The organism is Streptosporangium sp. NPDC002544, assembly GCF_040295965.1.
Classification (GTDB): Bacteria; Actinomycetota; Actinomycetes; order Streptosporangiales; family Streptosporangiaceae; genus Streptosporangium.
The window spans coordinates 159,821-182,462 of sequence record NZ_JBEOWJ010000008.1; the positions used below are offsets into that span (position 1 = coordinate 159,821).

Annotated in this window: 19 protein-coding genes and 1 pseudogene; 14 read left to right on the plus strand and 6 right to left on the minus strand. The window is 71.0% G+C overall.

The window, feature by feature from the left end; all coding sequences use genetic code 11:
- Positions 1-31 precede the first annotated feature (31 nt).
- On the plus strand, positions 32-1,936 hold the full coding sequence (locus ABT061_RS14420) for a hypothetical protein (RefSeq protein ID WP_350916514.1): 1,905 nt from the start codon (positions 32-34) through the stop codon (positions 1,934-1,936).
- 505 nt (positions 1,937-2,441) lie between these two features.
- Here the strand turns inward: ABT061_RS14420 and ABT061_RS14425 are convergent.
- Positions 2,442-3,500, minus strand: coding sequence for a WD40 repeat domain-containing protein (locus tag ABT061_RS14425; protein WP_350916883.1), 1,059 nt, complete (start codon positions 3,498-3,500; stop codon positions 2,442-2,444).
- Positions 3,477-3,680, minus strand: a pseudogene (locus ABT061_RS14430) (DNA-directed RNA polymerase subunit alpha C-terminal domain-containing protein); the annotation flags it as partial. The pseudogene ABT061_RS14430 and the gene ABT061_RS14425, both read right to left, overlap by 24 nt.
- 595 nt (positions 3,681-4,275) lie before the next feature.
- On the opposite strand from ABT061_RS14430, the gene ABT061_RS14435 reads away from it, so the two are divergent.
- The 10 genes from ABT061_RS14435 (at position 4,276) to ABT061_RS14480 (ending at position 14,769) form a co-directional block, all read left to right on the plus strand.
- Positions 4,276-4,848 (plus strand): NAD(P)H-dependent oxidoreductase, encoded by a 573-nt coding sequence (locus ABT061_RS14435; protein ID WP_350916517.1) that lies wholly within the window; start codon positions 4,276-4,278, stop codon positions 4,846-4,848.
- A 72-nt stretch (positions 4,849-4,920) separates the two neighbouring features.
- Positions 4,921-6,564: an ABC transporter substrate-binding protein gene (locus ABT061_RS14440; protein WP_350916520.1), complete on the plus strand. Its 1,644-nt coding sequence runs from the start codon at positions 4,921-4,923 to the stop codon at positions 6,562-6,564.
- Between the two features lie 2 nt (positions 6,565-6,566).
- Positions 6,567-7,514 carry an ABC transporter permease gene (locus ABT061_RS14445; protein WP_350916523.1) on the plus strand — a complete coding sequence of 316 codons (948 nt, stop codon included), beginning with the start codon at positions 6,567-6,569 and terminating at the stop codon, positions 7,512-7,514.
- An 11-nt stretch (positions 7,515-7,525) separates the two neighbouring features.
- Entirely contained in the window at positions 7,526-8,494 is a 969-nt protein-coding gene (locus tag ABT061_RS14450) for an ABC transporter permease (protein WP_350916526.1), read from the plus strand.
- A complete protein-coding gene (locus ABT061_RS14455) occupies positions 8,491-10,383 on the plus strand; it encodes a dipeptide ABC transporter ATP-binding protein (RefSeq protein WP_350916529.1) in 1,893 nt (630 codons plus the stop codon). Before ABT061_RS14450 ends, ABT061_RS14455 begins: the two co-directional genes overlap by 4 nt.
- Positions 10,377-11,564 (plus strand): acyl-CoA dehydrogenase family protein, encoded by a 1,188-nt coding sequence (locus ABT061_RS14460; protein WP_350916532.1) that lies wholly within the window; start codon positions 10,377-10,379, stop codon positions 11,562-11,564. Before ABT061_RS14455 ends, ABT061_RS14460 begins: the two co-directional genes overlap by 7 nt.
- A complete protein-coding gene (locus ABT061_RS14465) occupies positions 11,561-12,904 on the plus strand; it encodes an LLM class flavin-dependent oxidoreductase (protein WP_350916535.1) in 1,344 nt (447 codons plus the stop codon). Before ABT061_RS14460 ends, ABT061_RS14465 begins: the two co-directional genes overlap by 4 nt.
- A 10-nt stretch (positions 12,905-12,914) precedes the next feature.
- Positions 12,915-13,292 (plus strand): rhodanese-like domain-containing protein, encoded by a 378-nt coding sequence (locus ABT061_RS14470; RefSeq protein ID WP_350916538.1) that lies wholly within the window; start codon positions 12,915-12,917, stop codon positions 13,290-13,292.
- A gap of 50 nt (positions 13,293-13,342) precedes the next feature.
- Complete coding sequence (locus ABT061_RS14475; protein WP_350916541.1) at positions 13,343-13,843, plus strand: RrF2 family transcriptional regulator; 501 nt, start codon at positions 13,343-13,345, stop codon at positions 13,841-13,843.
- An 86-nt stretch (positions 13,844-13,929) separates the two neighbouring features.
- Positions 13,930-14,769 (plus strand): sulfurtransferase, encoded by an 840-nt coding sequence (locus ABT061_RS14480; protein ID WP_350916544.1) that lies wholly within the window; start codon positions 13,930-13,932, stop codon positions 14,767-14,769.
- A gap of 81 nt (positions 14,770-14,850) precedes the next feature.
- On the opposite strand, the gene ABT061_RS14485 is transcribed toward ABT061_RS14480, so the two are convergent.
- Both ABT061_RS14485 and ABT061_RS14490 read right to left on the minus strand, forming a co-directional pair.
- The gene (locus ABT061_RS14485) at positions 14,851-15,489 is read right to left on the minus strand and encodes a TetR family transcriptional regulator (RefSeq protein ID WP_350916547.1); all 639 of its coding nucleotides are present in this window, start codon (positions 15,487-15,489) and stop codon (positions 14,851-14,853) included.
- A gap of 201 nt (positions 15,490-15,690) precedes the next feature.
- Complete coding sequence (locus ABT061_RS14490; RefSeq protein WP_350916550.1) at positions 15,691-16,101, minus strand: YybH family protein; 411 nt, start codon at positions 16,099-16,101, stop codon at positions 15,691-15,693.
- Between the two features lie 313 nt (positions 16,102-16,414).
- Here ABT061_RS14490 and ABT061_RS14495 point away from each other — a divergent pair, with 313 nt between their 5' ends.
- From ABT061_RS14495 to ABT061_RS14505, 3 genes are all read left to right on the plus strand, one after another.
- Positions 16,415-17,131, plus strand: a complete 717-nt coding sequence (locus ABT061_RS14495; protein ID WP_350916553.1) for an alpha/beta hydrolase — start codon at positions 16,415-16,417, stop codon at positions 17,129-17,131.
- A gap of 102 nt (positions 17,132-17,233) precedes the next feature.
- Positions 17,234-18,886, plus strand: a complete 1,653-nt coding sequence (locus ABT061_RS14500) for an AMP-binding protein (RefSeq protein ID WP_350916556.1) — start codon at positions 17,234-17,236, stop codon at positions 18,884-18,886.
- Between the two features lie 146 nt (positions 18,887-19,032).
- Positions 19,033-19,761 carry an EthD domain-containing protein gene (locus ABT061_RS14505; RefSeq protein ID WP_350916558.1) on the plus strand — a complete coding sequence of 243 codons (729 nt, stop codon included), beginning with the start codon at positions 19,033-19,035 and terminating at the stop codon, positions 19,759-19,761.
- 186 nt (positions 19,762-19,947) lie between these two features.
- On the opposite strand, the gene ABT061_RS14510 is transcribed toward ABT061_RS14505, so the two are convergent.
- Both ABT061_RS14510 and ABT061_RS14515 read right to left on the minus strand, forming a co-directional pair.
- Positions 19,948-20,904: a hypothetical protein gene (locus ABT061_RS14510; RefSeq protein ID WP_350916561.1), complete on the minus strand. Its 957-nt coding sequence runs from the start codon at positions 20,902-20,904 to the stop codon at positions 19,948-19,950.
- Positions 20,904-22,634 carry a thiamine pyrophosphate-binding protein gene (locus tag ABT061_RS14515; protein WP_350916564.1) on the minus strand — a complete coding sequence of 577 codons (1,731 nt, stop codon included), beginning with the start codon at positions 22,632-22,634 and terminating at the stop codon, positions 20,904-20,906. The genes ABT061_RS14510 and ABT061_RS14515 overlap by 1 nt, the downstream gene beginning before the upstream one ends.
- Positions 22,635-22,642 lie beyond the last annotated feature (8 nt).

The window sequence follows — 22,642 nt, forward strand, 5'->3', positions numbered from 1 at the left end:
GACCCACGCGTGACACCGGAAGGAAGAGCGGATGGCTGCGGCAATCACCGCGATGGCGTTCGGGCAGACCGGATTCCTGGTCGTGGCCCGCGAGGACGGGCGGATCGAGTCCTGGGACATCGGATCCCCCAGCACGGTGCGCGTGGTGCGCGACGGCTCGGAGGACCCGGTGCTGGACCTGGTGACCGACGGCCCGCGGATCCTGGGCGTGTCGGCGCGGCGTGTCATCGCCTGGAACGCGGCCATGGAGGTCGAAGCCGATCATGCGCTCGACCATCCCGCGCACTTCGTCACGGTGACGCCGCGCGACGTGTGGCTGGCTGGTGACTCGCACGTCGCCCGGCTCGACCGCGAGCTGGGAGAGTCGACATGGACGCCGATCGCCGACGGAGAGACCACCGACTTCGACGTCCATCCCTCGGGGCGGCGCCTCGTGGTGGTCAAGGACCGCGTCCGCGTCCGTGTCCACGACGCCCGCACCGGCGTCGAACTCCACGCGTGGGACCGCAGGGGCAGGAACGGCGTCCGGCAGGTGTCGGTGCGCTTCGCCGAGAAGCCCGATCACCTGTGGGAGGCCGACAACCGGAATTGGTGGCTGCGGCGCGTCTCCGCGAAGAGCGGGCGACAGACCAGAGACCGGGACCGGGAGCTGGCCAGCGCATGGGCGGGCCCGCTGGCGTTCAGCCCGGACCGCGGGCATCTGGCGGTCCTGCAGACCGGCTGTGACGTTCAGGTCTGGGACCTGGAGGCCGACGCCGCCGTCTTCTACGTGGAACCGGTAGCCGACCGTTCCCAGGAGAAGGTGCTGGCCTCGCTCAGCCGCGTCCCGACATTCGCGTCCGCGAGCCCGGGAGTCCTCAGGCGGACGGGCAGCCGCCGCCAGCCCGACCGCGACGCGGCGGTGACCGCCCTCGCGGTCGCCGAACGGGGCGCCATGGTGGCCCTCGGCGGACGCGACGGCGTCGTCCACCGCTGCGACACCGCGACCGGAGCGATCGAGCGGCTCGGCGAGCCCCGACTCCTGGCACCTCCACGAGGCGCGACGGTCACCCGGTGGACCAGAGGCGTCGCGCACGGCGTCCGCGACGGCGAGCACTGGATCGTCCGCGAGGGCACGCTCGCCAGGCTCGACTTCGAGCGGCCGGACCGGATGCGGGGGGTGGCCCTGGAGGACTTCCCTGCTCTCGACAGGTTCGTCGGCCGCCAGGCCACGCTGTTCTTCCGCGGCGACCTCGTCTGGCACGCGACCTGGGACACGCTGCGGGCCTGGGAGGTGGCGACAGGACGGCTCGTGTGGCACGCCCAGACCCCGGGGCCGCCACGGATCGCGGGCGACACCGCCTACATGATCGACGGCCACTACCACCCCCGGCCCGGTTTCCCCCTGCTGCGAATCGATCTGAACACCCGTGAGACGACGGACCCCCAGCACTTTGCGATCGACGAGGCGTTCATCGACCTGAGCATCGCTCCGGTCAACTGGCCGAGGATCTCCGCGATCGGGCCGCACATCGTGCTGGAGACCTACTCCCGCCCGGAACGGGCGTTCCTGATCGATCCCGAGCGGTGCCTCCTGCTCCACGAACTGCCCCGGGACATCGGCCGGGACCCGCACGACGGCCGCCGCGTGCTGCACCGGATCCCCGGCGGCTATGCGGTGATCGACCTGGAGAACCCGTCCGCCCAGCCGGGGACCCGTCAGTTCCCCGACCCGATCGGCAACGTCCGCTGGTACCAGGAGATCGGTGCCGACCGCGTCATCGGGTGGGACCGCGGCGCGCGGCGCGTCGTCGTCGCCCGCACGAGCGGCGAACTCCTCGACCACTTCGTCGGCCACGGTGAGGAGGTGTCGGCCTTCTTCGTCTCGCCCGACGAGTGCACCCTCCTGTCGGTCGACTACGCGGGCTTCGTTCGCGCATGGCACCTGGACCGGTAGTGCTTTGTCAGGTCGGCGTGTCGTGGGGTTGCTGGGTTTTGTTCATCCCGCGAATGCGGAAGACGGACGAGGGCTTTTCATCGTCAACCAGCTTTCATCAGGAAACTGGGGCATTCGCGACTTCGGGGCCGGCGGTCGGACGGTATGGTGTGCGATCCCGGCGAATCCCTCAGGCTCCGATGAAACTCCCATGGATACGTATGCCATTCCCGCCGTCCAGCCGGAGTCGTAGCATTCGGTGATCTTCCTCAAGCGAGGAATACGCTCAAAACCTGGTCCTCGACAGGCGTGGTGTGTACGTCTTCCCTCGGCAGAGCCGCCCCGAACCTGAATCGGCGGGGCCGCCGCCTCCACGCCGGGCGAGGCGTGGCTGTGGGGTTCTCTTCAGGCCCTGTCCCCACCGCGGTTCTCTCCTCCGCCTTGCGAGGCACCACCTGACCGATCCTCGCCACGGCAGGATCCGCCAGGCAGGGCCTGGTGTGTTTCGACGCTCCGCTCTGACAGGTCACGGATGTAGCGCTGAGATGTCCCACAGTCGTGTCGCGCTGTCGTGGCCGGCGGTGGCCAGCAGGCGGCCGTCGGGGTGGAAGGCCACCGAGGTGACGACTCCGAGGTGGCCGCTGAACAGGGCGAGGGGCCGGCCGGTGGCGGTGTCCCACAGCCGCGCCGTGCGATCGGCGCCCCCGGTGGCCAGCAGGTGGCCCTCGGGGTGGAAGGCCACCGACCAGATGTAGTCGCCATGGCCGGCCGGCGGGGTGCCGACGGGCTTTCCGGTGGTGGTGTCCCAGAGCAGTACGGTGCCGTCCTCGCCCGCTGTGGCCAGCAGGTGGCCGTCGGGGTGGAAGGCCAGTGTGTGGACCGGCTTGGTGTGATTGAACAGGGCGACGGTCTGGCCGGTGGCGTCCCACAACCGTACGGTGCCGTCCTCGCTCGCGGTGGCCAGGTAGTGGCCGGCGGGGTGGAAGGCCGCCGACCAGATGGTGTCGGTGTGGCCGGTGAACAGGGCGATGAGCCTGCAGGTGGAGACCTCCCACAGCCGTACCCCGTAATCCCAGCCCGCGGTGGCCAGCAGGTGGCCGTCGGGATGGAAGGCCACTGTGTGAACAGATCTGATGTGGCCGGACAGGGGAGTGCCGACGGGTTGGCCGGTGGTGGTGTCCCACAGCCGTGCCGCGTCGTCCGCACCGGCGGTGGCCAGTAGGTGGCCGTCGGGATGGAAGGCCACCGACCGGACGATGTCGGTGTGGCCGGTGAGCGGGATACCGACGGGCCGGCCGGTGGTGGTGTCCCACAACCGTGCTGTGCTCTTGGCTTCGGTGTCCCACAGCCGCGTGTGGTTGCTGTCAGGCGGGAGGGGCGTGGTGTCGGCGTGGCCGGTGAGCGGGATACCGACGGGCCGGTCGGTGCTGGTGTCCCACAGCTGTGTCGTGTCGTCCCAACCGGCGGTGGCCAGCAGGTGGCCGTCGGGGTGGAAGGCCACCGCGTGGACGGACGCCCAAGAGCTGTGCCGGATGAAGACGGAGTGCTCCCGGACACCGTCGGGTGGGGCGGCTCGCAGGGACAGGCCGACGTCGGCAAGCCTCTGCTTGACCTCTTCGGCCAGCTCGGAATCGAAGCCCTCGATGGCCAGCAGATCCCGTTCGCCGAGGGCGACCAGTTCGCCGTAGGTGTGGAGGCCAACGCGCTTGAGGCGGTTGTACGCACGGACCGTGAGGTTGAGTTCCTCGATGGGCAGAGCCAGGTCGCCGCCCGACGAGTACCCCAGGCACAGTGGTTCATGGTCCGCTGTCCATGACTGGCGCAGTGACACCGTGGACCTTCCTTAAGATCACACTCTCCCCGACGGGAGTCTTTCCAGCGCCTGCCGAGGTGTCAACCCGCGCCGTTCTCCGGGGCTGCTCGTGCCACGGTTGACCGGCCGCTGCTTGGCGGCCCGGGTGAGTCCGGCTTCGACGGGGGAGGGTGGTCGCTCCCGGGGGTGATCGGCGAGGGCCGTTCGGCGGCGAGGGTCTCGTGGACACGTTCCGTCACGGGCGTCCGGGGATCCGGATCGGGCCACGACTTGAAACCTACTAAACCGGTATGGAAGTATGGTTTTTATGTTCGCGGCACTGACCACGTACAACAGGCGTCGCGTGCCGGAGATCGATCTGGTGCGCTGCCTGTTCGTCGACTTCGTACGGACCGACGGCGCCATCTGTCGCTGAGGCCATCCATCACCGAGCGTCAACGACGGCCCCGCCGGTCAGCCGTCCTCACTCGCCCTGACCGCGACGTCGCGGGGGCACCTCGTCTCTTTCTCCATCCGTCTGGCGAGCACGCCGTAGGAGATCTTTCGCATGGCCCTTGTCGTAGCAGTGATCGGCGGCCCGGCCCCGGGTTCCGCCACCGCGGCCCTCGTCGAGAACGTCGCCGAGCGGCTGGAGTTGGAGGGCCACACCACGGTGCTGATCAGCCCGGCGGACCTGCCACCCGCGGCGCTGATCGCCGGGGACTCCGCCGATCCGCAGATCCGTTCCGCGATCGAGTTGATCGAGCAGGCGGACGGGGTCGTGGTGGCCACCCCGATCTTCCAGGCGTCCTACTCGGGGCTGCTCAAGACCTTCCTGGACGTGCTGCCGCCGGGCGCGCTGGCGGGCAAGGTCGCGCTGCCGCTGGCCAACGGCGGCAGCCGGGCGCACCTGCTGGCCGTCGACTACACGTTGCGGCCGGTGCTGAGCGCGCTGGGCTGTCCGCAGGTGGGGCCGGGGGCGTTCGTGCTCGACACCGACATCGTCCGGCACTCCTGCGGGGTCGGCCTCACCGGCGCGAGCGAGTCCCGCGTCGCGGCGGTCTGCCGCCAGTTCGCCCACGCCCTCGCCCTGATCCCCGACCAGACCTCTGTCCGGTCCTCCGACCGGTCACTGTTCTGACCTCGGCCTCTCTCCCGCACCGACCTTCCCAGGTCGTCCTTTTGACAAGGGTTTCTCATGTTCGGATATCCGTTGTTCTCGACTTTCCCCGTCCGGGCGGCAGCCGCAGGGGCCGCGCTCGCGCTGCTGGCCGTCGGCTGCTCCTCGGGCGGTGAGGCCACCGCGGGCGCGAGCGGCGCCGACACCGGCGCGCCGGTGCAGGGCGGCAAGCTGACCATCGCGGTCTCCAGCTTCCAGCCGTGCCTGGACGTCTCGCTCACCGGCGGCCGCAACAGCACGGTCACCCACCAGATCCTGGACACCCTCACCGACCAGGACCCGAAGACGGGCGAGATCATCCCTCGGCTGGCCACGAAGTGGGAGGTGAACGACGACTACACCGCCTTCACCTTCCACCTGCGCGAGGGCGTGACCTTCAGCGACGGCACCCCCCTGGACGCCAAGGTGGTCGCCGACAACTTCAGCACGCTCGCCGAGCTGGTCGGCGAGGGCAAGACCGACACCCTGACGCTGAACGCGCTCAACAGCTTCTCCGGCGCCGAGGTGGTCGACCCCCTGACCGTCAAACTGAACTTCAAGCTGCCGGAACTGGGCTTCCTGCGCAACGCCAGCGACCCCTACCTGGCGATCCTGTCGGCGTCCACGCTGGCCACGACCACCGAGGAGCGCTGCGCGGGCAAGCTGGTCGGCACCGGCCCCTTCGTCTTCGACCAGATCGTCAAAGACAAGTCCATCACCCTCAAGCGCCGCGCGGACTACAACTGGGGCGCCGAGGGCGTGGTGGCGCACCAGGGGCCGTCGTACCTGGAGGGCATCGTCTTCGAGGCGGTGCCCGAGTCGGGGGTGCGGGTCGGCGGCCTGGTCAGCGGCCAGTTCGACATCAGCGACGACATCCCGATCACCGACCTGCCACAGCTCCGCTCGGCCGGGCAGACGATCGTCTCGAAGGTGGTGCCCAACCTGGTCCCGGGCATGCGCCCCAACCCGTACAGCCCGCTGGGCTCCGACGACGCGGTCAGGCGGGCCATCCTCAAGGGCACCGACCGCAAGGAGATCACCGAGACCCTCTACCCGGAGATCTACAAGGCCCCGACCAGCATCGTCTCCTCCGGCACCGCCGGGTGGAAGGACTTCGGCGCCGACCTCGCCTACGACCCCGAGGGCGCCAAGAAGATCCTTGACGAGGCGGGCTGGAAGCCGGGCGCCGACGGGGTCAGGGAGAAGGACGGCGTACGCCTGGAGCCGAAGATCACCTACATCATCGGCAACTTCTTCGGCGCCACCCAGCAGGAACTGGAGCTCGCCCAGCAGCAGCTCGCCAGGATCGGGGTGAAGGTCGAGATCAAGGCCAACACCCCCGCCGACAACGCCGCGATGCTCAAGGACATCTCCAAGGCCGACTACGACTTCCTCACCGGCTCGGGCGCCAGCAAGGACATCGACTTCCTCGCCGGACTGTTCAAGAAGAGCAACTCCGCGCTGCTCAACGCCGAGCAGCCCGAACTGGAGGCCGTCGCCGACGCGCTGAACGAGGCGGCCACCCCCGAGGCCCGCACGAAGGCCGCGGACGACCTGCAGAAGTACGTCATCGACCACGGCCACTGGATCCCGCTGCGCGAGCAGACCAAGGTCGTCGCGGTCTCCCCGAAGGTCAAGGGCTACGTCCTCGACACCTACGCCGCGCACTTCTTCCACGACACCTGGCTGGCCGGCTGACCATGGCCCGCTACCTGCTGCGCCGCGCGGCCCAGGGTGCCTTCGTGCTCTGGGCGGCCTTCACCGCCGGCTTCGTGATCCTCTACCTGCTGCCCAGCGACCCGGTGGAGATCATGCTCGCCTCCACCGGGTCCATGGGCGAGCTCGATCCCGGGGCGGTGGCCGCGCTGCGCGCCGAGTACCACGTCGACGAGCCGTTCTACGTCCAGTACGGCATCGCGCTGTGGCGGTTCGTCCAGGGCGACTTCGGAACCTCCATTCCCCAGCGGCTGCCGGTCACCGAGCTGATCGGCCAGGCGCTGCCGGAGACCCTGGGCCTGGCCGCGCTGGCCTTCGCCATCGCCGTGCTGCTCGGCGGGAGCCTGGCCCTGCTCACCGGCTACCTGCGCGGGGGACGGCTGCGACGGCTGCTGCTGTCGCTGCCCCCGCTGCTGGTGTCGATCCCGTCGTTCTGGGCGGGGCTGATCCTGCTGCAGGTCTTCTCGTTCCGGCTCGGCTGGTTTCCCGCGATCGGCAACCGGGGTTTCGCCTCGGTGGTGCTGCCCGCGGTGACGCTGGCCCTGCCCACCGCGGCGATCATCGCCCAGGTCCTGATCAAGAGCCTCCGCCAGACCTGGGACGAGGCGTTCGTGGTCACCGCCACCGCCAAGGGCGCCTCCAGGCTGCGCATCCTCTTCGTCGACGTGCTGCGTCACGCGAGCCTGCCGAGCCTCACCCTGGTCGGCATGACGGTCGGCAACATGCTGGCCGGGGCGATCGTGGTCGAGACGGTCTTCTCCCGGCTGGGGGTGGGCCGCCTGGTCGAGCAGGCCGTCGCCGCGCAGGACATCCCGATGATCCAGGGCCTGGTCGTGCTGTCGGCCCTCGTCTTCGTGGTGGTGAACCTGGTGGTCGACGCCGTCTACCCGCTGCTCGATCCGCGCATCCGGCCGTCGCGAGCGGCCACGTGAAGGAGTTGAGCGTGTCCGATCCCGCCACGGCCCTCCCCGGCGGTCCCGCGCCGCAGGGGCCATCCGGACCCGAGGCGCCGAGCCTCCCGCCTGACCCCGGCTCCGGTCTCGGACCCGGCCCTGTCTCCGCTCCCGGACCCGACCGGCCGCGCCGTGGCGCCGGCGGGGTCCGCGCGGTCGTGCGGCGCCCCGGGCTGGTGCTCTCCGTGCTGTTCCTGGCGCTGGTGCTGGCCTGGGCGCTGGTACCCGGGATCTTCGCCCCCTTCGACCCGCTGGTCGGCTCGCCGAAGGACAAGCTGCTGCCCCCGAACGGCACCTACTGGTTCGGCACCGACCACCTCGGGCGCGACCTGTTCTCCCGGGTCGTGCACGGGTCCTCGCTCTCGCTGACCGCGACCGCCCTGGCGGTGCTGGTCGGATTCCTGGTCGGGTCGTCCCTGGGACTGCTCTCGGGGTACGTGGGCGGCCGGTTCGACGACGCCGTCATGCGCTGCGTCGACGTACTGCTGTCGATTCCGGGGCTGCTGCTCTCGCTGGCCGTGGTCACCGTGCTGGGTTTCGGCACGCTGAACGTGGCGGTCGCGGTCGGTGTGGCGGCGGTGGCCGGTTTCGCCCGGGTGATGCGGGCCGACGTGCTGCGTGCCCGCACCCAGGTGTTCGTCGAGGCGGCCGAGGCACTGGGCGTCGGCCGGTGGAGATCCCTCATCCGCCATGTGCTGCCGCACGCCGTGGGCTCGGTGCTGGTGATGGCCGCCCTGGAGTTCGGTACGGCCATCCTGGCGGTCTCCTCGCTGAGTTTCCTCGGCTTCGGCGCGCCGCCGCCCGCTCCCGAGTGGGGGTCGCTGGTCTCCGAGGGGCGCAACTACCTGGTGAGCGCCTGGTGGCTGACCACCCTGCCCGGCGCGGTGATCGTGGCGACCATGCTGGCGACCAACCGGGTAGCCCGCGCCCTGGACACCGGCAGGGGAGACGACCGATGAGTACACAGCCCCTGCTGCGCCTGACCGGCCTGCGGGTCGGGTACGGGCCGGCCCGGCGCGGTGGTGACCGGTACGAGACGGACGCGGTACGCGGCGTCAGCCTGCGGGTGGACCGGGGAGAGGTGGTGGCACTGGTGGGCGAGTCCGGCTCGGGCAAGTCCTCCACCGCGCACGCCGTCAACGGGCTGCTACCCGCCACCGGGCGGATCAGCGCGGGACAGGTCCACTTCGGCGGACAGGACATCACCGGCTGGCCGGACCGCGCGATGCGCCACCTGCGCGGCGCCGAGATCGGGTTCATCCCCCAGGACCCGGCGGTCGCGCTCAACCCGGTACGGCGCATCGGGCACCAGGTGGCCGATGTGCTGCTGCTGCACGGCCGGGCCACCCGGAGGAACGTCCGGGGGCTGGTCGAGACGATCCTGGAGGAGGCCGGGCTGCCGCACCCCGCCGACTACGCCCGCCGCTACCCGCACGAGCTGTCGGGCGGCATGCGCCAGCGGGTGCTGATCGGCATCGCGCTGGCCTGCGCGCCCCGGCTGGTCATCGCCGACGAGCCGACCAGCGCGCTCGACGTCACCGTCCAGCGCCGCATCCTGGACCACATCCAGCGTCTGACCTCGGCGAACGGCACCGCCGTGCTGCTGATCACCCACGACCTCGGGGTGGCCGCCGACCGGGCGGACCGGATCGTGGTCATGCGGGAGGGACAGGTCGTGGAGGAGGGGCCGACCGAGCGGATTCTCGGCGACCCCCGGCACGCCTACACCCGCCGCCTGCTCGGCGCGGTCCCCACCCTGGCCGGGCCGACACTGATCGCCGCCTCGTCACCGGGTCGGACGGTTCACGGACCGCGTCCCGAGGCGGAGGCGGCCCCGGAGTCGCCTCTGGAGGCGCGCTCGCATCCGGAGGCCGGGCCGGACCCGGAGGCGCGCTCGAAGCCGCGCCCGGGGCCGCGTCTGGAGTCGCGATCACGCCCCGAGGCCGGGCCGGACCCGGAGGCATACCCGGAATCGCGTCCGCGCCCGGAGAGCGACATGGAGACCGACACGGAGACCGACACGGAGAAGACGCCGGAAAGCGGGACCGTACCGGCGCCGCTGCTGGAGCTCAGGGGTGTCACCAAGGAGTTCAAACACGCCGCCTCGGTGACCGTCGCGGTCAGCGACGTGGACCTCGTCGTCGGCCGGGGCCGCACGGTCGGCCTGGTCGGAGAGTCGGGCTCCGGCAAGTCCACCACCGCGCGGATGGCGCTGCGGCTGGAGACCCCCACCCGGGGACGGGTCCTGTTCGACGGGGTGGACATCACCACGGCCACCCGCAGGACGCTGCGTCCGCTGCGGCGGCGCTTCCAGCCCGTCTACCAGAACCCGTTCGCCTCCCTGGACCCGAGGCTCTCGGTCGCGGCGCTCATCGACGAGCCGCTGGACGCGTTCGGCGAGGGGGACCGCGCCGCCCGGCGCCGCCGGGCCGCCGAGCTCGTCGACCAGGTCGCGCTGCCCTCGTCGGTTCTCGACCGGCACGCCACCGAGCTGTCCGGCGGACAGCGGCAGCGAGTGGCCATCGCCAGGGCGCTGGCGCTCCGCCCCGAGCTGATGGTCCTCGACGAGCCCGTCTCGGCGCTGGACGTCTCCGTGCAGGACCAGATCCTGCGGCTGCTGGTCGAGCTGCAGGTGCGGCTGGGGCTGAGCTACCTGTTCATCTCCCACGATCTGGCGGTCGTCCGCCAGATCTCGCACGAGGTCACGATCCTGCGCGCCGGCTCCGTGGTCGAGAGCGGTCCGGCCGAGCACGTCTTCGACAACCCGCACCACTCCTACACGAAGGAACTCCTCATGGCGGTACCCGGACAGCTGAAGCCCGGCGCGGACGCGAGCCCCCGATGGTGAGCCCGCTGACCGGCGCGCGTACCGAACGGCAGGTCCTCGCCGCGCTGCAGGAACTGGTTCCGGCGATCTCCGCCCGGGTCGCGGGGGAGGACCGGCCGCACGCGGAGACCTTCGCCGACCTCAGGGCGGCGGGCCTGCCCTCCTTCGTCATCCCGGCCGCGTACGGAGGCGGGGGCGCCACCCTGCCCCAGGCCGGCCGGGTGATCCGGACCCTCGCCGCCGCCGACGCCTCGGCCGCGCTGGTCCTGACCATGCACTACATCCACGGCACGCGTCTGCTCTCGCCGCACGTCCCCGGCCGGGGAGCCGCCGAGCTGGGCCGGACCCTCGCCGCCACCGACGGCCTGGTCAACTTCGCCAGCAGCGAGCGGCTGAGCGGCGCCCCCAGCCGGGGCGGCGCGGTCCAGACCCGCGCCTCTCGCGGGGACGACGGGTCGTGGCTGCTGAGCGGCCACAAGCGCTACGTCACCGGCAGCATCGCGCTGGATCACCTGCTGGTGTCGGCCACGGTCGACGACGACACCGCCGCCGAGCCCGTGGCGCGCACCTTCGTCGTCCCGGCCGACGCGGACGGTGTGCGGATCGAGCCGACCTGGGACACCTTCGGCATGCGCGGATCGGCCTCGCACGACGTCATCCTCGACGGCGTCACCGTCCCCGCGGACGCCGTCGCAGAGGCGTACGACCCCGAGGTGGCCCCGGAGATCACCCGTACCTTCGGCGCCTGGTGGGCGCTGCTGCTGGCCTCGATCCACCTGGGCATCGCCGAGGCGGCCCGCGAGGTGGCCCTCGCGTTCGCCACCGGTCCCCGAGGCGACGGCCGTCCGGGCAGCCGCGCCGAGCAGCCCCGCACCCAGGAGCACGCCGCGCGTATCGAGCTGGCCCTGCTCCAGGCGCGCCTGCTGCTGGAGGACGCCCTGCACCGGTGCGAGGGTGTCCCGGAACCCGCCGACGTCGTTCAGGCCACCGCCACCAAGCTCCTGGTCCACCGGCACGCCTCGGACGCCGTCGACCACGCCTGCCGCCTGGTCGGCGGAGCCTCCGTCTGGAACACCTCCCCGCTGGGACGCCACTTCCGTGACCTGCGCGTCGCCCTGTTCAACCCGCCCAACGAGGACGTCGTGATCGACGCCGTCGGCCGCGCCGCCCTCGGACTGAACGAGAAAGGCACCTGGACGTGACCCCGCCCCGCCGTACGATGTCGCTGAACTTCAACCTCAGCGGCGTCGGCCACCACACCTCCGCCTGGCGTCACCCCGACAGCCGGACCGACCAGGCCCTGGACGTCGAGTACTACGTGCGGCTCTGCCAGACCGCCGAGCGCGGCGGGTTCGACTCGATTTTCATCGCCGACACCCCGGCGCTGCGCGGCGACCCGAACGACGCCCTGGCCAACACCCCCTTCGAACCGCTGACCCTGCTGTCGGCCATCGCCACCCGTACCACCCACATCGGCCTGATCCCCACCGTCTCCACCAGCTACAGCGACCCGTACACCGTCGCCCGCCAGGTCGCCTCCCTCGATCTGATCAGCAAGGGCAGGGCCGGGGTCAACCTCGTCACCTCCGCGGGTGACCACGTCGCCCGCAACCACGGCAGGGAGCGGCACATCCCGCACGCCGACCGCTACGCCCGCGCCCGGGAGTTCGTCCAGGTGCTGGAGCGGCTGTGGGGCAGCTGGGCGCCGGACGCGATCCTGGCCGACCGCGAGGCCGGCACCATGATCCGTCCCGGCGGCATCACCCCGATCGACCACGTCGGCGAGCACTTCTCGGTGGCCGGGCCGCTGACCGTGCCGCCCTCGCCGCAGGGACGTCCCCCGATCGTGCAGGCCGGGGCCTCGCCCGCCGGGATCGAGCTGGCCGCCGCGCACGCCGACGCCGTCTACGCCCGCTCCATGTCGATCGACGAGACGCGAGGTGTCTACCGCTCCATCAAGACGCGGGCCGCCGAGCTGGGCAGGGACCCGCACTCGATCAGGGTCCTGCCCGGCGTGGTGCCCTACGTCGCGGCCACCGAGGCCGAGGCCAGGCGGCTGGTGCGGGAGATCGAGTCCCGGTTGGTGACCAACCCCGGCGCCCTCACCGCCCTCGGCGCCATGCTCGGCATCGACCTGTCCGGCTACTCACCCGACGACGCCGTCCCACTCCACCTGCTCCCCGCCCCGGAGGACTTCAACGGCTCGGTCACCGGCTTCGTCGAGCTGCGTACCATGGCCGTCGACGAGGGCCTCACCCTCGGCCGGCTCGCCGGTCGCCTCGGTGGCCTCGCCCCGCTGGGCATGTGGGCGCTCATCGGCAGCGGCGAGCAGGTGGCCGACCAGCTCCAGTACTGGTTCGAGAACGAGGCGGCCGACGGCTTCAACCTGATGATGCCGATCGCCCCCGGTGGCATCGAGTCCTTCGTCGAGCACGTCGTGCCGATCCTGCGGGAACGCGGCCTGGTGCGCGCCGGCTATGAGGGCACCACCCTGCGTTCCCACTTCGACCTGTCCCTCGACACCCCGTCGCCACTTCACTGAGAGGAAGACCATGACCGTCTCGCCCGAGGACCTTTTCATCGACCCCGAACAGGCCGCCGGGAAGCTCGCCGCCGGCGCGCTCTTCGTCGACGTACGCCGCCCCGAGGCGCGCGCCGAACACGGCCTGCTGCCCACGGCCGTCGCCGTGGAGAAGGTCGACGTCCTGAGGAGTTTCGACCGGGAATCCCCGGAACTGCTGGCCGACGCCGCCGATCCCGGCCGGGAGATCGTCGTCTTCTGCTCGTCGGAGCGCGGTTCGGGGCCGGTCGTTCAGAAGCTCGCGGAGTTGGGGTACACCAACGTCACCCATATTCTTGGCGGGTTCAGCGCATGGAAGGAACAGGGCTTTGCGACACACCCCCATGACGGCGCGGCCACGGATGCCTGAACACCCGCAGGCGCAGCCGCCCGCGTGCGACCTGGCCCACTGAGGCCCAGGTGCGAATCTCGGCCAAGACCGACTACGCCCTGCGCGCCCTCACACAGCTCGCGGCGCACGCGGACCGCCCGGTCAGCTCCGAGGAACTCGCGCAGGGGCAGGAGATCCCGCACAAGTTCCTCGAAGCGATCATGGCGGAGCTTCGGCGCACCGGGTTCATCACCAGCCAGCGCGGCACCGGAGGCGGGCACCGGCTCCGCCTCCCCGCCGACCAGGTCGTCATCGCCGACGTCATCCGCGCCCTCAACGGGCCGCTCACCGTCATTCGCGGAGAATGTCCTCAGGACATCGAGTACGGCCCGCCCTCGGAGGGGTTGCAGATCGTGTGGATCGCCATGCGGGCCACCCTCAGATCCATTCTCGAATCGGTGACACTGGCCGACATCGCCGGGGGGACGCTGCCCGGCCATATTCGCGAACTCGCCGGTGACCCCGACGCCTGGGTGACCCACTGGTTCCAAAATCCCGGCCAAATTCAGGAGACCGGCCGCAAGGTCTGAGCCACGCCGTATTCGAATGTCAGAAGGACGAAACGTTGACATCCTCCCCGCCCTGCAGGACGGGGTCTGCACGCTGGAGGTATTTGATGAGTGAGAGCCCGACCGGACTGATCGGTGCGGACGAGCTGGCCGAACGGCTCGGGTCAGGAGCGCGCGTCCGGCTTCTCGACGTTCGCTGGCAGCTCGGTGACCCGCACGGCCACCGCGCCTATCTCGAAGGCCACCTGCCAGGGGCCGTCTTCGTCGACCTGGACACCGAACTGGCGGCCCCGCCCTCTCCCGCGGAGGGGCGGCACCCGCTGCCGGACCTGGACACGCTCCAGCGCGCCGCCCGCCGCTGGGGGCTGGACGACGGTGACGAGGTCGTCGCGTACGACGCCGGTGGCGGCCTGTCCGCGGCGCGCGCGTGGTGGCTGCTGCGCTGGGCGGGGGTGTCCTCGGTGCGGCTGCTCGACGGCGGCCTGCGGGGCTGGACGGAGGCGGGCCATCCGGTGGAGACCGGCGAGGTCCGGCCCGAACCGGGAAACGTGACGCTGACCTCCGGTGCCCTGCCCGTCCTCGACGCCGACGCCGCGGCCGAACTCGCCGGCACCGGCGTGCTGCTCGACGCGCGGGCGGCCGAGCGCTACCTCGGCCACACCGAGCCGGTCGATCCGCGCGCCGGCCACATCCCCGGCGCGGTCAACGCCCCCACCGGGGAGAACCTGACGCCGGATGCGACCTTCCTCGACGAGGAGGCACTCGCCGCCCGCTTCGGCGCCCTCGGGGTGAAGGAGGGCACGGCGGTCGGTGTCTACTGCGGTTCGGGGGTGACCGCCGCCCACACCGTCTTCGCGCTGGAGCGGATCGGGGTCCACGCGGCCCTGTACGCCGGGTCGTGGTCGCAGTGGTCCAACGACCCCGACCGGCCCGCGGCCACCGGCTGACGGGGACCCGGCGCGAGGCCGACGGGCCGCGTTGTCGCCGGCGCAGCCCGTCGGCCCGGCCCGATCGAGTGCCCGGTCTCGTCACGAGCTCCGAGGGGCGCCGGTCGCCTGCTCGTGCTCGGCCACGCGGAGCTTGATTCCCGCGATGAATCGCTCGACGGCGTAGCGGAACTGGCGCGTCATCGTCTCCACACCCGTACCCGGTGCGTATCGCATCAGGTTGGGGTACGGCGGCCCGGAACCCGCGGTCTCCCCCTCCGCCCGGGTCTCGCTGTAGCGGGGATTTCCCGGCGAGGTGCGCTCGCCCGCCACGAACCCGAACAGCAAGGTGATGAGCGCCATGTAGGAGTCGCCCACCTCGTCATCCGGCAGGCCGCTCTCCGCGACGAGTCCGATGAGGGCGTCCGCCACCCTCAAGGTCTCGGGCCCGAGTTCCCAGGCCGCACGCCAGAGCACGTCGACGAGCGCGGGGCGCGGCAGCAGCGCCTCGTGACAACGGGCGAGGGTCTCGAGCAGCCGGACATCCCAGGTGCCGAAGGCGGGAACGGTGACTCCATGGAGGGTCTCGTCGAGGATGAGCAGCAGCAGCTCGTCCTTGTCCCTGACATGCCAGTAGAGCGTCGACGAGCCGGTGCCCAGGGTGTTGGCGAGCTTGCGCATGGACAGCTTCTCGACACCCTCCGTGTCGAGAAGCCGGGTGCCGGCCCTGATCACGTCCATGCGTGTGAACGTCAGCCGGCCTTTGGCACGGGCCGAATCCGACCGGCGCCGCTCTGGTTCGAACTCTGCTCGTGACACACGAGCAGTGTACTATCACTCGATCCGGTCTTCGGCGATCATGTCGTGGCGGCATCTGCCGGGGGCGACTCGGGTCCCGTCTCCGTACCGGGGCGGCCAGGAGAGCACGGAGACGGGACGAGGTCAGGCCCCGGCCTTGATCTCCGTCCCTTGGGCGGAGACGAGGCGCCATCCGGTGCCGGAGTCGGCGACGAAGACATGGGTGTACCTGCTGCCGCCGGTGAACGTGCTGCCGTCGGGGTTGGTGAAGTTCATCCCGGTCCGCCCGACGACGATGCCGACATCGCCGATCCGGCGCACGACGGCCTCGTCGGGAAAGGACTGGACGGCCGGGAACCGGACGGCTCCCGACGACACCGCGTCCAGCAGGACGGAGCCGGGCACCGCCGCGCCGTCATTGACGCTGACCAGGATGAAGTCGTCCGCCAGCAGTTCGCTCAGGCGGGCCGCGTCGCCGGCGACCAGGGTGTCGAAGAAACGCCGATCGTGGTCGAGAAGGGATGCGCGGTCGTCAGGGGTGGCCAGGGTGTTCATCGGACTCCTTTTCTGCGATGGGGGAGCGTCGCCGCTCCTTGCTGATCGAACAAGCGGAGGCTCCCGCCGTTTCGAGATCACCGAGCAGACCGGTGCCTCCGTGGAAGCGGCGTCGCCGGGTAGCCCAGGTCGAGGGATCGAGCCGTTGGGGTCACCCGGTCGTCGGTCGGGAATGGTGATCGTGCTTCTAGAACAGTGATATTGACACACGAGCACTGTTCGAGTGATAGTGGGCCCACCTTACCCGCCGCGCCCCCGGGCGGCCGGCCCTCGCTGGTCGAAGCCACGGCCGCGGCCATCTCAGGAGGTTCACATGACCCTTCGCACCTGCGTGCTCGTACACGGCGGCTGGCACGGCGGCTGGCACTGGGACGACGTCGCGGCGAGGCTGCGGAAAGCGGGCGCCGCCGTCCACGCGCCGACGCTGACCGGCCTGGCCGAGCGGGCGGGCGAGGCCACAGCCCAGACCGACATGTCGACGCACGTCGCCGATGTCGTTCGCGTCATCGACGAGCACGGGCTGGACGATGTCGTACTGGTCGGCCACTCCTACGGAGGAATGGTCATCACCGGCGTCGCGGCCGAGCGGGGCGATCGGCTGGCCGAACTGGTGTATCTGGATGCCTTCGTACCCCAGGACGGCCAGTCCGTGGGTGACCTGCTGGGCCCGGACTTCACCACGGCCGCCCGGGCGTTGGCCGGGGCCGCGGGCACCCCCTCACTCATCCCGCCCATGTTCCCCGTCGAGGACACCACCGGCTGGTCCGGCGAGCGCGCCGCCGCGATCGCGCGGCGGCTGACCTCGCACCCCATCGGCACGATGGAGGAACCGGTACGAGCACCGGCCGAGCCGACCGCCCGCCGTACCTTCGTCTACTGCAACGCCCGCCCTCTGGGGATCGTGGAGCCGTACGCGATCGCGGCGCGCGACTCGCCGGACTGGGACTACTACGAACTGGCCGGCCCGCACGACGCGGTACGCGTCATGCCGGCCACGGTCGCCGGGTTGATCGAGTCGCTCGCCTCCTGACGCGCGAGACCCCACACCACCACGGCCGTGGCGATGGCGGCCACGAACCCCCACCACCCCGGCCTCCGAACAGGCCCGCCAGACTCAGATGGAGATTCCGCGATGACTCCCACACCGTACGCGCACCCGGCCGGCGAGGCGGGAGAGCCGAGGCCGCTGACCCGATCCTGGTGGTCCGCCGAGGTGACGTCGCCGCTCGCCGACCTCACCGTCGGCGCCGCGCTTCGCGCCGCGGCGCAGGACAGCCCCGGCTCCGTCGCCCTCGTCGAGGGCGTACCCGACGCGGCACGACGCCGCCGGTGGACGTTCGCACAACTGCTTGAGCAGGCGGAGGCCGTCGCTCACGGGCTGCTCACCCGTTTCGAGCCCGGCGAGCGAGTCGCCGTCTGGGCCGACAACCGGCCCGAGTGGGTGCTCCTTGAGTACGGTGCCGCGCTCGCCGGCGTCACCATCGTCACCGTCAACCCGGCGCTGCGCGCGGAGGAACTGCGTCACGTCCTCAGGCAGTCCCGGGCGGCCGGGGTGTTCCTGATTCCCGGCTACCGTGGCTCCGACCTCGCCGGGACCCTGGCGAGGGTACGTCCGGACCTGCCCGTCCTGCGGGAGGTCGTCAGCTTCGCGGACTGGGACCGGTTCCTGCCGGTGGGGCGGCCGGACACCCCGCTTCCCCAGGTCGACCCGGGCAGCGCCGCGCAGGTGCAGTACACCTCGGGAACCACCGGGACCCCGAAGGGCGCGGTCCTGCACCATCGCGGGATCGTCAACAACGCCCGCCTCTACGCCGAGCGATGCCGGCTCACCCCCGGCGGGGTGCAGGTGAGCCCGATGCCGCTGTTCCACACCGCGGGCTGCGTGGTGAGCGTGCTCGGCGCACTCGCCGTTCGCGGGACGCTCGTGCTCCCGTCCGCCTTCGACCCGGCGCTCATGCTGCATCTCGTCGAGTCCGAGACCGCGGACACGCTCATCGGCGTGCCCACCATGCTCATCGGGATGCTGGACCACCCGGAGTTCGCCCGTACGGACCTGTCCAGGCTGGCCCGGGTGATCTCCGGGGGGGCCGTGGTACCGCCCGAACTCGTCCGGCGTATCGAGACCCGGACCCCCGCGGTCGTCAGCGTCCTCTTCGCCCAGACGGAGGCGTCGCCGGTCATCACCGCGACCTCGTCCGAGGACGGCCGGCAGGACCGGATGGAGACCCTCGGCCGGCCCCTGCCCCACACCGAGGTGCGCATCGTCGATCCCTCCGACGGCACGACCCTCCCCGTCAACACCGTCGGAGAGCTGTGCACCCGCGGGTATCACGTCATGACGGGTTACTTCGACGACGCCGTAGCCACCATGTCGGCCATCGACGCCGACGGCTGGCTGCACACCGGCGACCTGGCCAGTATGGACGAGCGCGGCTACTGCCGCATCGAGGGACGCCTCAAGGAAATGATCATCCGGGGTGGCGAGAACATCTACCCCCGCGAGATCGAGAACGTCATCTTCCAGCATCCCGACGTGGCCGACGTCGCCGTCGTCGGGGTGCCGGACGACACGTGGGGCGAGCAGGTCGCCGCCTTCGTCCGCCCGGCGCCCGGTCGTACGCCGGACGTGGCGGGGTTGCGCGAGTACTGCCTGGCCAGGCTCGCTCGCCACAAGGTCCCGAAGCAGTGGTCCGTCGTCGAGGCGTTGCCGCTCACGGCGTCGGGCAAGGTGCAGAAGTTCCGGCTGCGCGAACGGCTCACGGGGGAGCGGACGCACCGGTCGTGAGCACGTGCCGGCGGCGACCGGTCGAGCCGGTCGCCGCCCGCGTGTCTCGGTTCTCACCCGCCCGGCGCCTCGCGACCTTCCCGGTACCGGGAAGTACCCAGACCACCCATGCCGTCCCCGCCGGCGAACACCGACAGGAGTGCGATGTGATCAAGCTGTTCACGCTGTGGAACCGACGTCTCGACCAGACCCACGAGGAAGCCGTCGACTACTGGACGCGGGTGCACGCCCCGAAGGTGGTGCAGGCGTATGGCAAACGGTTATTGCGCTACGCGTGCAATGTCGGGATGCCTGCCGACTACTCCGGCTGGGCCCCGGATGAGGCTCCCGCCTGGGACGGCGTCGCCGAAGGCTGGTACGACGTCGACGACCCGGCCGAGCTCGCCGCTCTGGTCGCCGAGGCGTCCGGCCGACTGCGCGACGGCGAGCGAGACTTCATGGGTACCTTTCAGCACATGGCCACCGACCAGCAGGTCCACGTCGACAGGGCGCGTGCCCACCGCGGCGTCAAGGTGCTGTTCATGCTGGCACGCCGGCCCGACATGACCCCGGCGCAGACGGCGGCCCACTGGCGCGAGCGGCACATGCCCCTCGTCCGGGACGTTCTCGGCGACACGCTCGTCCGCTACACGACCAACGTCGGCCTGGCCGCCGACTTCCGCGGCTGGTCACCCTATGAGGCCCCCGCCTACGACGGCATCGCCGAACTGGCCGTCGACAACCCGGTGTCCGACCATATGGCGCTGCTCCAGGCCAAAAAGGGCATCCTGCTGCCCGACGAGCACGTCTTCATCGGCACGTACCGGATGGCGTTCACCCGTGAGGTCCTCATACTCGGGCAGCCGGACGAGCTTCTGCCGACCACGGCGTGTTGACGTCGGAGCTTGCGGCGTGGCCGGGATCGTTTCCTCCCGGCCGGCGCCTCCTCGGACGTCGACCCCCGGGGGCTCTCGCGCCTTGCCGGTCGGATCACCCCGTCCTGTGACCGGGGCGACGACTCGGGCGCCGGCGAAGACCGGCCGGGGTGGCCTTCGAGGCGCCACGCGGCGCCCTGCCGTCTCTCATCTCCTGATCAACAGCGCGATCTGGTAGGAGCCGATCCCCACGCCGAACAAGACCAGGTACGGCGTGTCGATGACGTCGGCGGCGGCGACGAGCGTCACCGCCGCGGAGGCGACGGTGAGGTTGCCGTAGTCGCTCAGCGTGTCGTGGTAGCGGGCCGGACGCAGGCGATCCCGCCAGTGCTCCAGTAGAACGTCGGAGGCCTGGTGGCCGATCACGGTCACCTCCCCGGCGTCGATCCCGTGACGCCCGAGCAGCTTCCGGATCAGGTCCGGCGGCCCGTCCATCCCCGTGGACCGGAACGCCCCCACCCCCGCGTCGGGCTCGATGCGGTAGACGGGCCGGACAGCGTCATCGGCGTCCCGGCGGACGGCCATCGTCATCGCGCCGTACTCGGCGCTGCGCGTCTCGTGGATCCAGTCGACGATCACCATCCGTTCCGACCGGCGGAGCACGGCCGCGCCCGCGCCGTCCCCAATCATCCCCGCGTGCGGGTTGCGGGCGTCCACGTGACGGCTCCAGCTCGCCCCGACGCTCACCAGCGCGTGGGTGAAACGCCCGGCCCGCATGGACTCCCAGGAGAGCGCGAGCGCCATGACGAAGGTGCCGAACTCGCAGTTGATCGGCACCACGAGCGCGTGGCTCCCCAGTCCCAGGTCACGGTGCACGCGGAACAGCCCGTTCGGGCTCAGGAACTCGGACACCGTTATGTATCCGTACAGGCTGTCGATCTCGTCCGCGCGGACACCGGCCTCCTCCAGGGCCCCGCGGCACGCCGACACCGCGAGATCCTCGATCGCCTCGCCGCCCGCCAGGACCCGGCGGCTGCGGGCCCCGCTGAACAGCCCGCTCTCGGCCGAGGGCCCGCTCCCGGTGGAGACCGCCTCCGCGACCGTCGGCGGCAGGGCCGATCCCAGTCCCGCGATGCCGATGCCGGCACGCGCCTCCCCGGCCATCACGCGTCCCCCGCCACCGCGGTGAACCGCTCACCGTAGGGGGGACTCACCCGGTAGTCGGTCTTGACCACGACCACCTGGGGCCGCGACCACCTGGCCGCCGCCGACCTGGCCTCGCCCATCGCCTCCCGCAGGGCTTCGGCCTCCTCGACGACGTAGGCGTCGGCGCCGAGCGCGCGGGAGAACTGGGCGAGATCCACCACCCCCAGGCCGTAGAAGTCGTCCTTCAGGGAGAAACGTCCACCGTTCTGCGCGTGCTCCCCGTGGTTGACCATTCCCAGGTAGCCGTCGTCGAGGACGACGAAGATCGCGCCCACCCGGTTCTTGGCGGCGGTCCTGACCTCGTTGCCGTTCATCAGGAACGCGCCGTCGCCCACGAGCGCGGTCGCGACACGGCCGCCGTCACCGATCTTCCCGCCGACGGTCGCGCCGCACGACCAGCCCATCGACGACAGGCCGCACGGGTAGAAGATGCGGGTCGGCGGGTCGATCACCAGATGGTGCGTGGCCCATGCCGTGCAGTTGCCCATGTCGATGTACAGGTCGTCCTGACCGGTGAGCAGGTCGTTGAGGGCGAGCATCACCGCCACCGGCGACACGCCCGTTCCGCTGTCGCGGGGGAGCGGCACCGGCGCCGGCCGCGAGGAGGGGGGCGAGAGCGTGGGTGCCCGCTTCACCTCGCCCAGCCCGGGCAGCTCACGGCGCAGACCACGCAGGAAGACCTCCGCGTCGGCCTGAATGTGCTCGCCGCCCTTGAGGAACTGACCGAAGACCGTGGGATCCAGGTCGACGTGGAAGTACGACGAGACGGCCGCGAGTTTGCGGTCGAAGCTCCTGGTCGCCCATTCCCCCAGGCCGCTGCCGATCACCAGGAGGGCGTCGACCCCCGCCGCGGCGTAGCCCGCCGCCCGCTCGGTGCCCGCCGTCCCCAGCACGCCGAGGCAGTGGTCGTCGCTCTCGGGGAAGATGCCCTTGGCGCGCACGCTGGTCACGACGTGAACCCCCAGCGTGTGGACGATTTCCCGGAATGCCGACTGGTTCGAGCGCAGCGCCTGCCGCGCTCCGTTCCCCAGGAAGATCAGGGGGCGTCGTGCCTGCGAGAGCGCCCCGAGGACGCGCCGCGCCTCGGCGGGGTCGAGTTCCATGCCGGGCCGCCGGACCATCGTGGCGGCCTTCTCGTCCCCGACCGGCATCCGGGCGATGTCCGCGGGAACCGACAGGTACACGGCGCAGGGACGGGGGCCGGTCGCGACGTTGATCGCCTGGGAGAGGATGCGGGGAAAGGAGCCCGGGTCGCTCAGGCCGGTGGAGAACCCGGAGACGTGGGAGTACATCGCGGTCATGTTGGTGCCGAGGTCGCTGCTGTCCTGGAGCGCCCTGAGGCCGAAGAGATCCGTCCGGACCTGACCGCCCACCACCAGCAGCGGAACCTGGTCGCGGTGAGCGGAGGCGACCCCGGTCAGTGCGTTGAGGGCGCCAGGGCCCGCGGTGACCAGGCACACGCCCAGCTTTCCCGTCGATCGCGCGTACCCGTCCGCCATAAAGGCGGCTCCGCCCTCGTGAGAGGCGATGATGAATTTGATTTTCGGATGTTCTCGCAGAGCCTGAATGAACGCGGAGATGTTTCCGCCGGGAATGCCGAAAACCGCGTCCACCCCTAGGGTGTCGAGCTGCTCAAGGAGAAACTCGGCCACGGTCAGCTCGTTTACCGAGCCTGTCCTGGTGTTCAACACAACTG

What these genes read in the sequence shown, in the direction of transcription:
- ABT061_RS14510 (WP_350916561.1), bottom strand. Translation starts at nt 20,904, where the DNA reads ATGGCCGGGGAGGCGCGTGCCGGCATCGGCATCGCGGGACTGGGATCG.
- ABT061_RS14460 (WP_350916532.1), top strand. Translation starts at nt 10,377, where the DNA reads ATGGTGAGCCCGCTGACCGGCGCGCGTACCGAACGGCAGGTCCTCGCC.
- ABT061_RS14495 (WP_350916553.1), top strand. Translation starts at nt 16,415, where the DNA reads ATGACCCTTCGCACCTGCGTGCTCGTACACGGCGGCTGGCACGGCGGC.
- ABT061_RS14435 (WP_350916517.1), top strand. Translation starts at nt 4,276, where the DNA reads ATGGCCCTTGTCGTAGCAGTGATCGGCGGCCCGGCCCCGGGTTCCGCC.
- ABT061_RS14445 (WP_350916523.1), top strand. Translation starts at nt 6,567, where the DNA reads ATGGCCCGCTACCTGCTGCGCCGCGCGGCCCAGGGTGCCTTCGTGCTC.
- ABT061_RS14470 (WP_350916538.1), top strand. Translation starts at nt 12,915, where the DNA reads ATGACCGTCTCGCCCGAGGACCTTTTCATCGACCCCGAACAGGCCGCC.
- ABT061_RS14490 (WP_350916550.1), bottom strand. Translation starts at nt 16,101, where the DNA reads ATGAACACCCTGGCCACCCCTGACGACCGCGCATCCCTTCTCGACCAC.
- ABT061_RS14420 (WP_350916514.1), top strand. Translation starts at nt 32, where the DNA reads ATGGCTGCGGCAATCACCGCGATGGCGTTCGGGCAGACCGGATTCCTG.
- ABT061_RS14500 (WP_350916556.1), top strand. Translation starts at nt 17,234, where the DNA reads ATGACTCCCACACCGTACGCGCACCCGGCCGGCGAGGCGGGAGAGCCG.
- ABT061_RS14455 (WP_350916529.1), top strand. Translation starts at nt 8,491, where the DNA reads ATGAGTACACAGCCCCTGCTGCGCCTGACCGGCCTGCGGGTCGGGTAC.
- ABT061_RS14480 (WP_350916544.1), top strand. Translation starts at nt 13,930, where the DNA reads ATGAGTGAGAGCCCGACCGGACTGATCGGTGCGGACGAGCTGGCCGAA.
- ABT061_RS14485 (WP_350916547.1), bottom strand. Translation starts at nt 15,489, where the DNA reads ATGGACGTGATCAGGGCCGGCACCCGGCTTCTCGACACGGAGGGTGTC.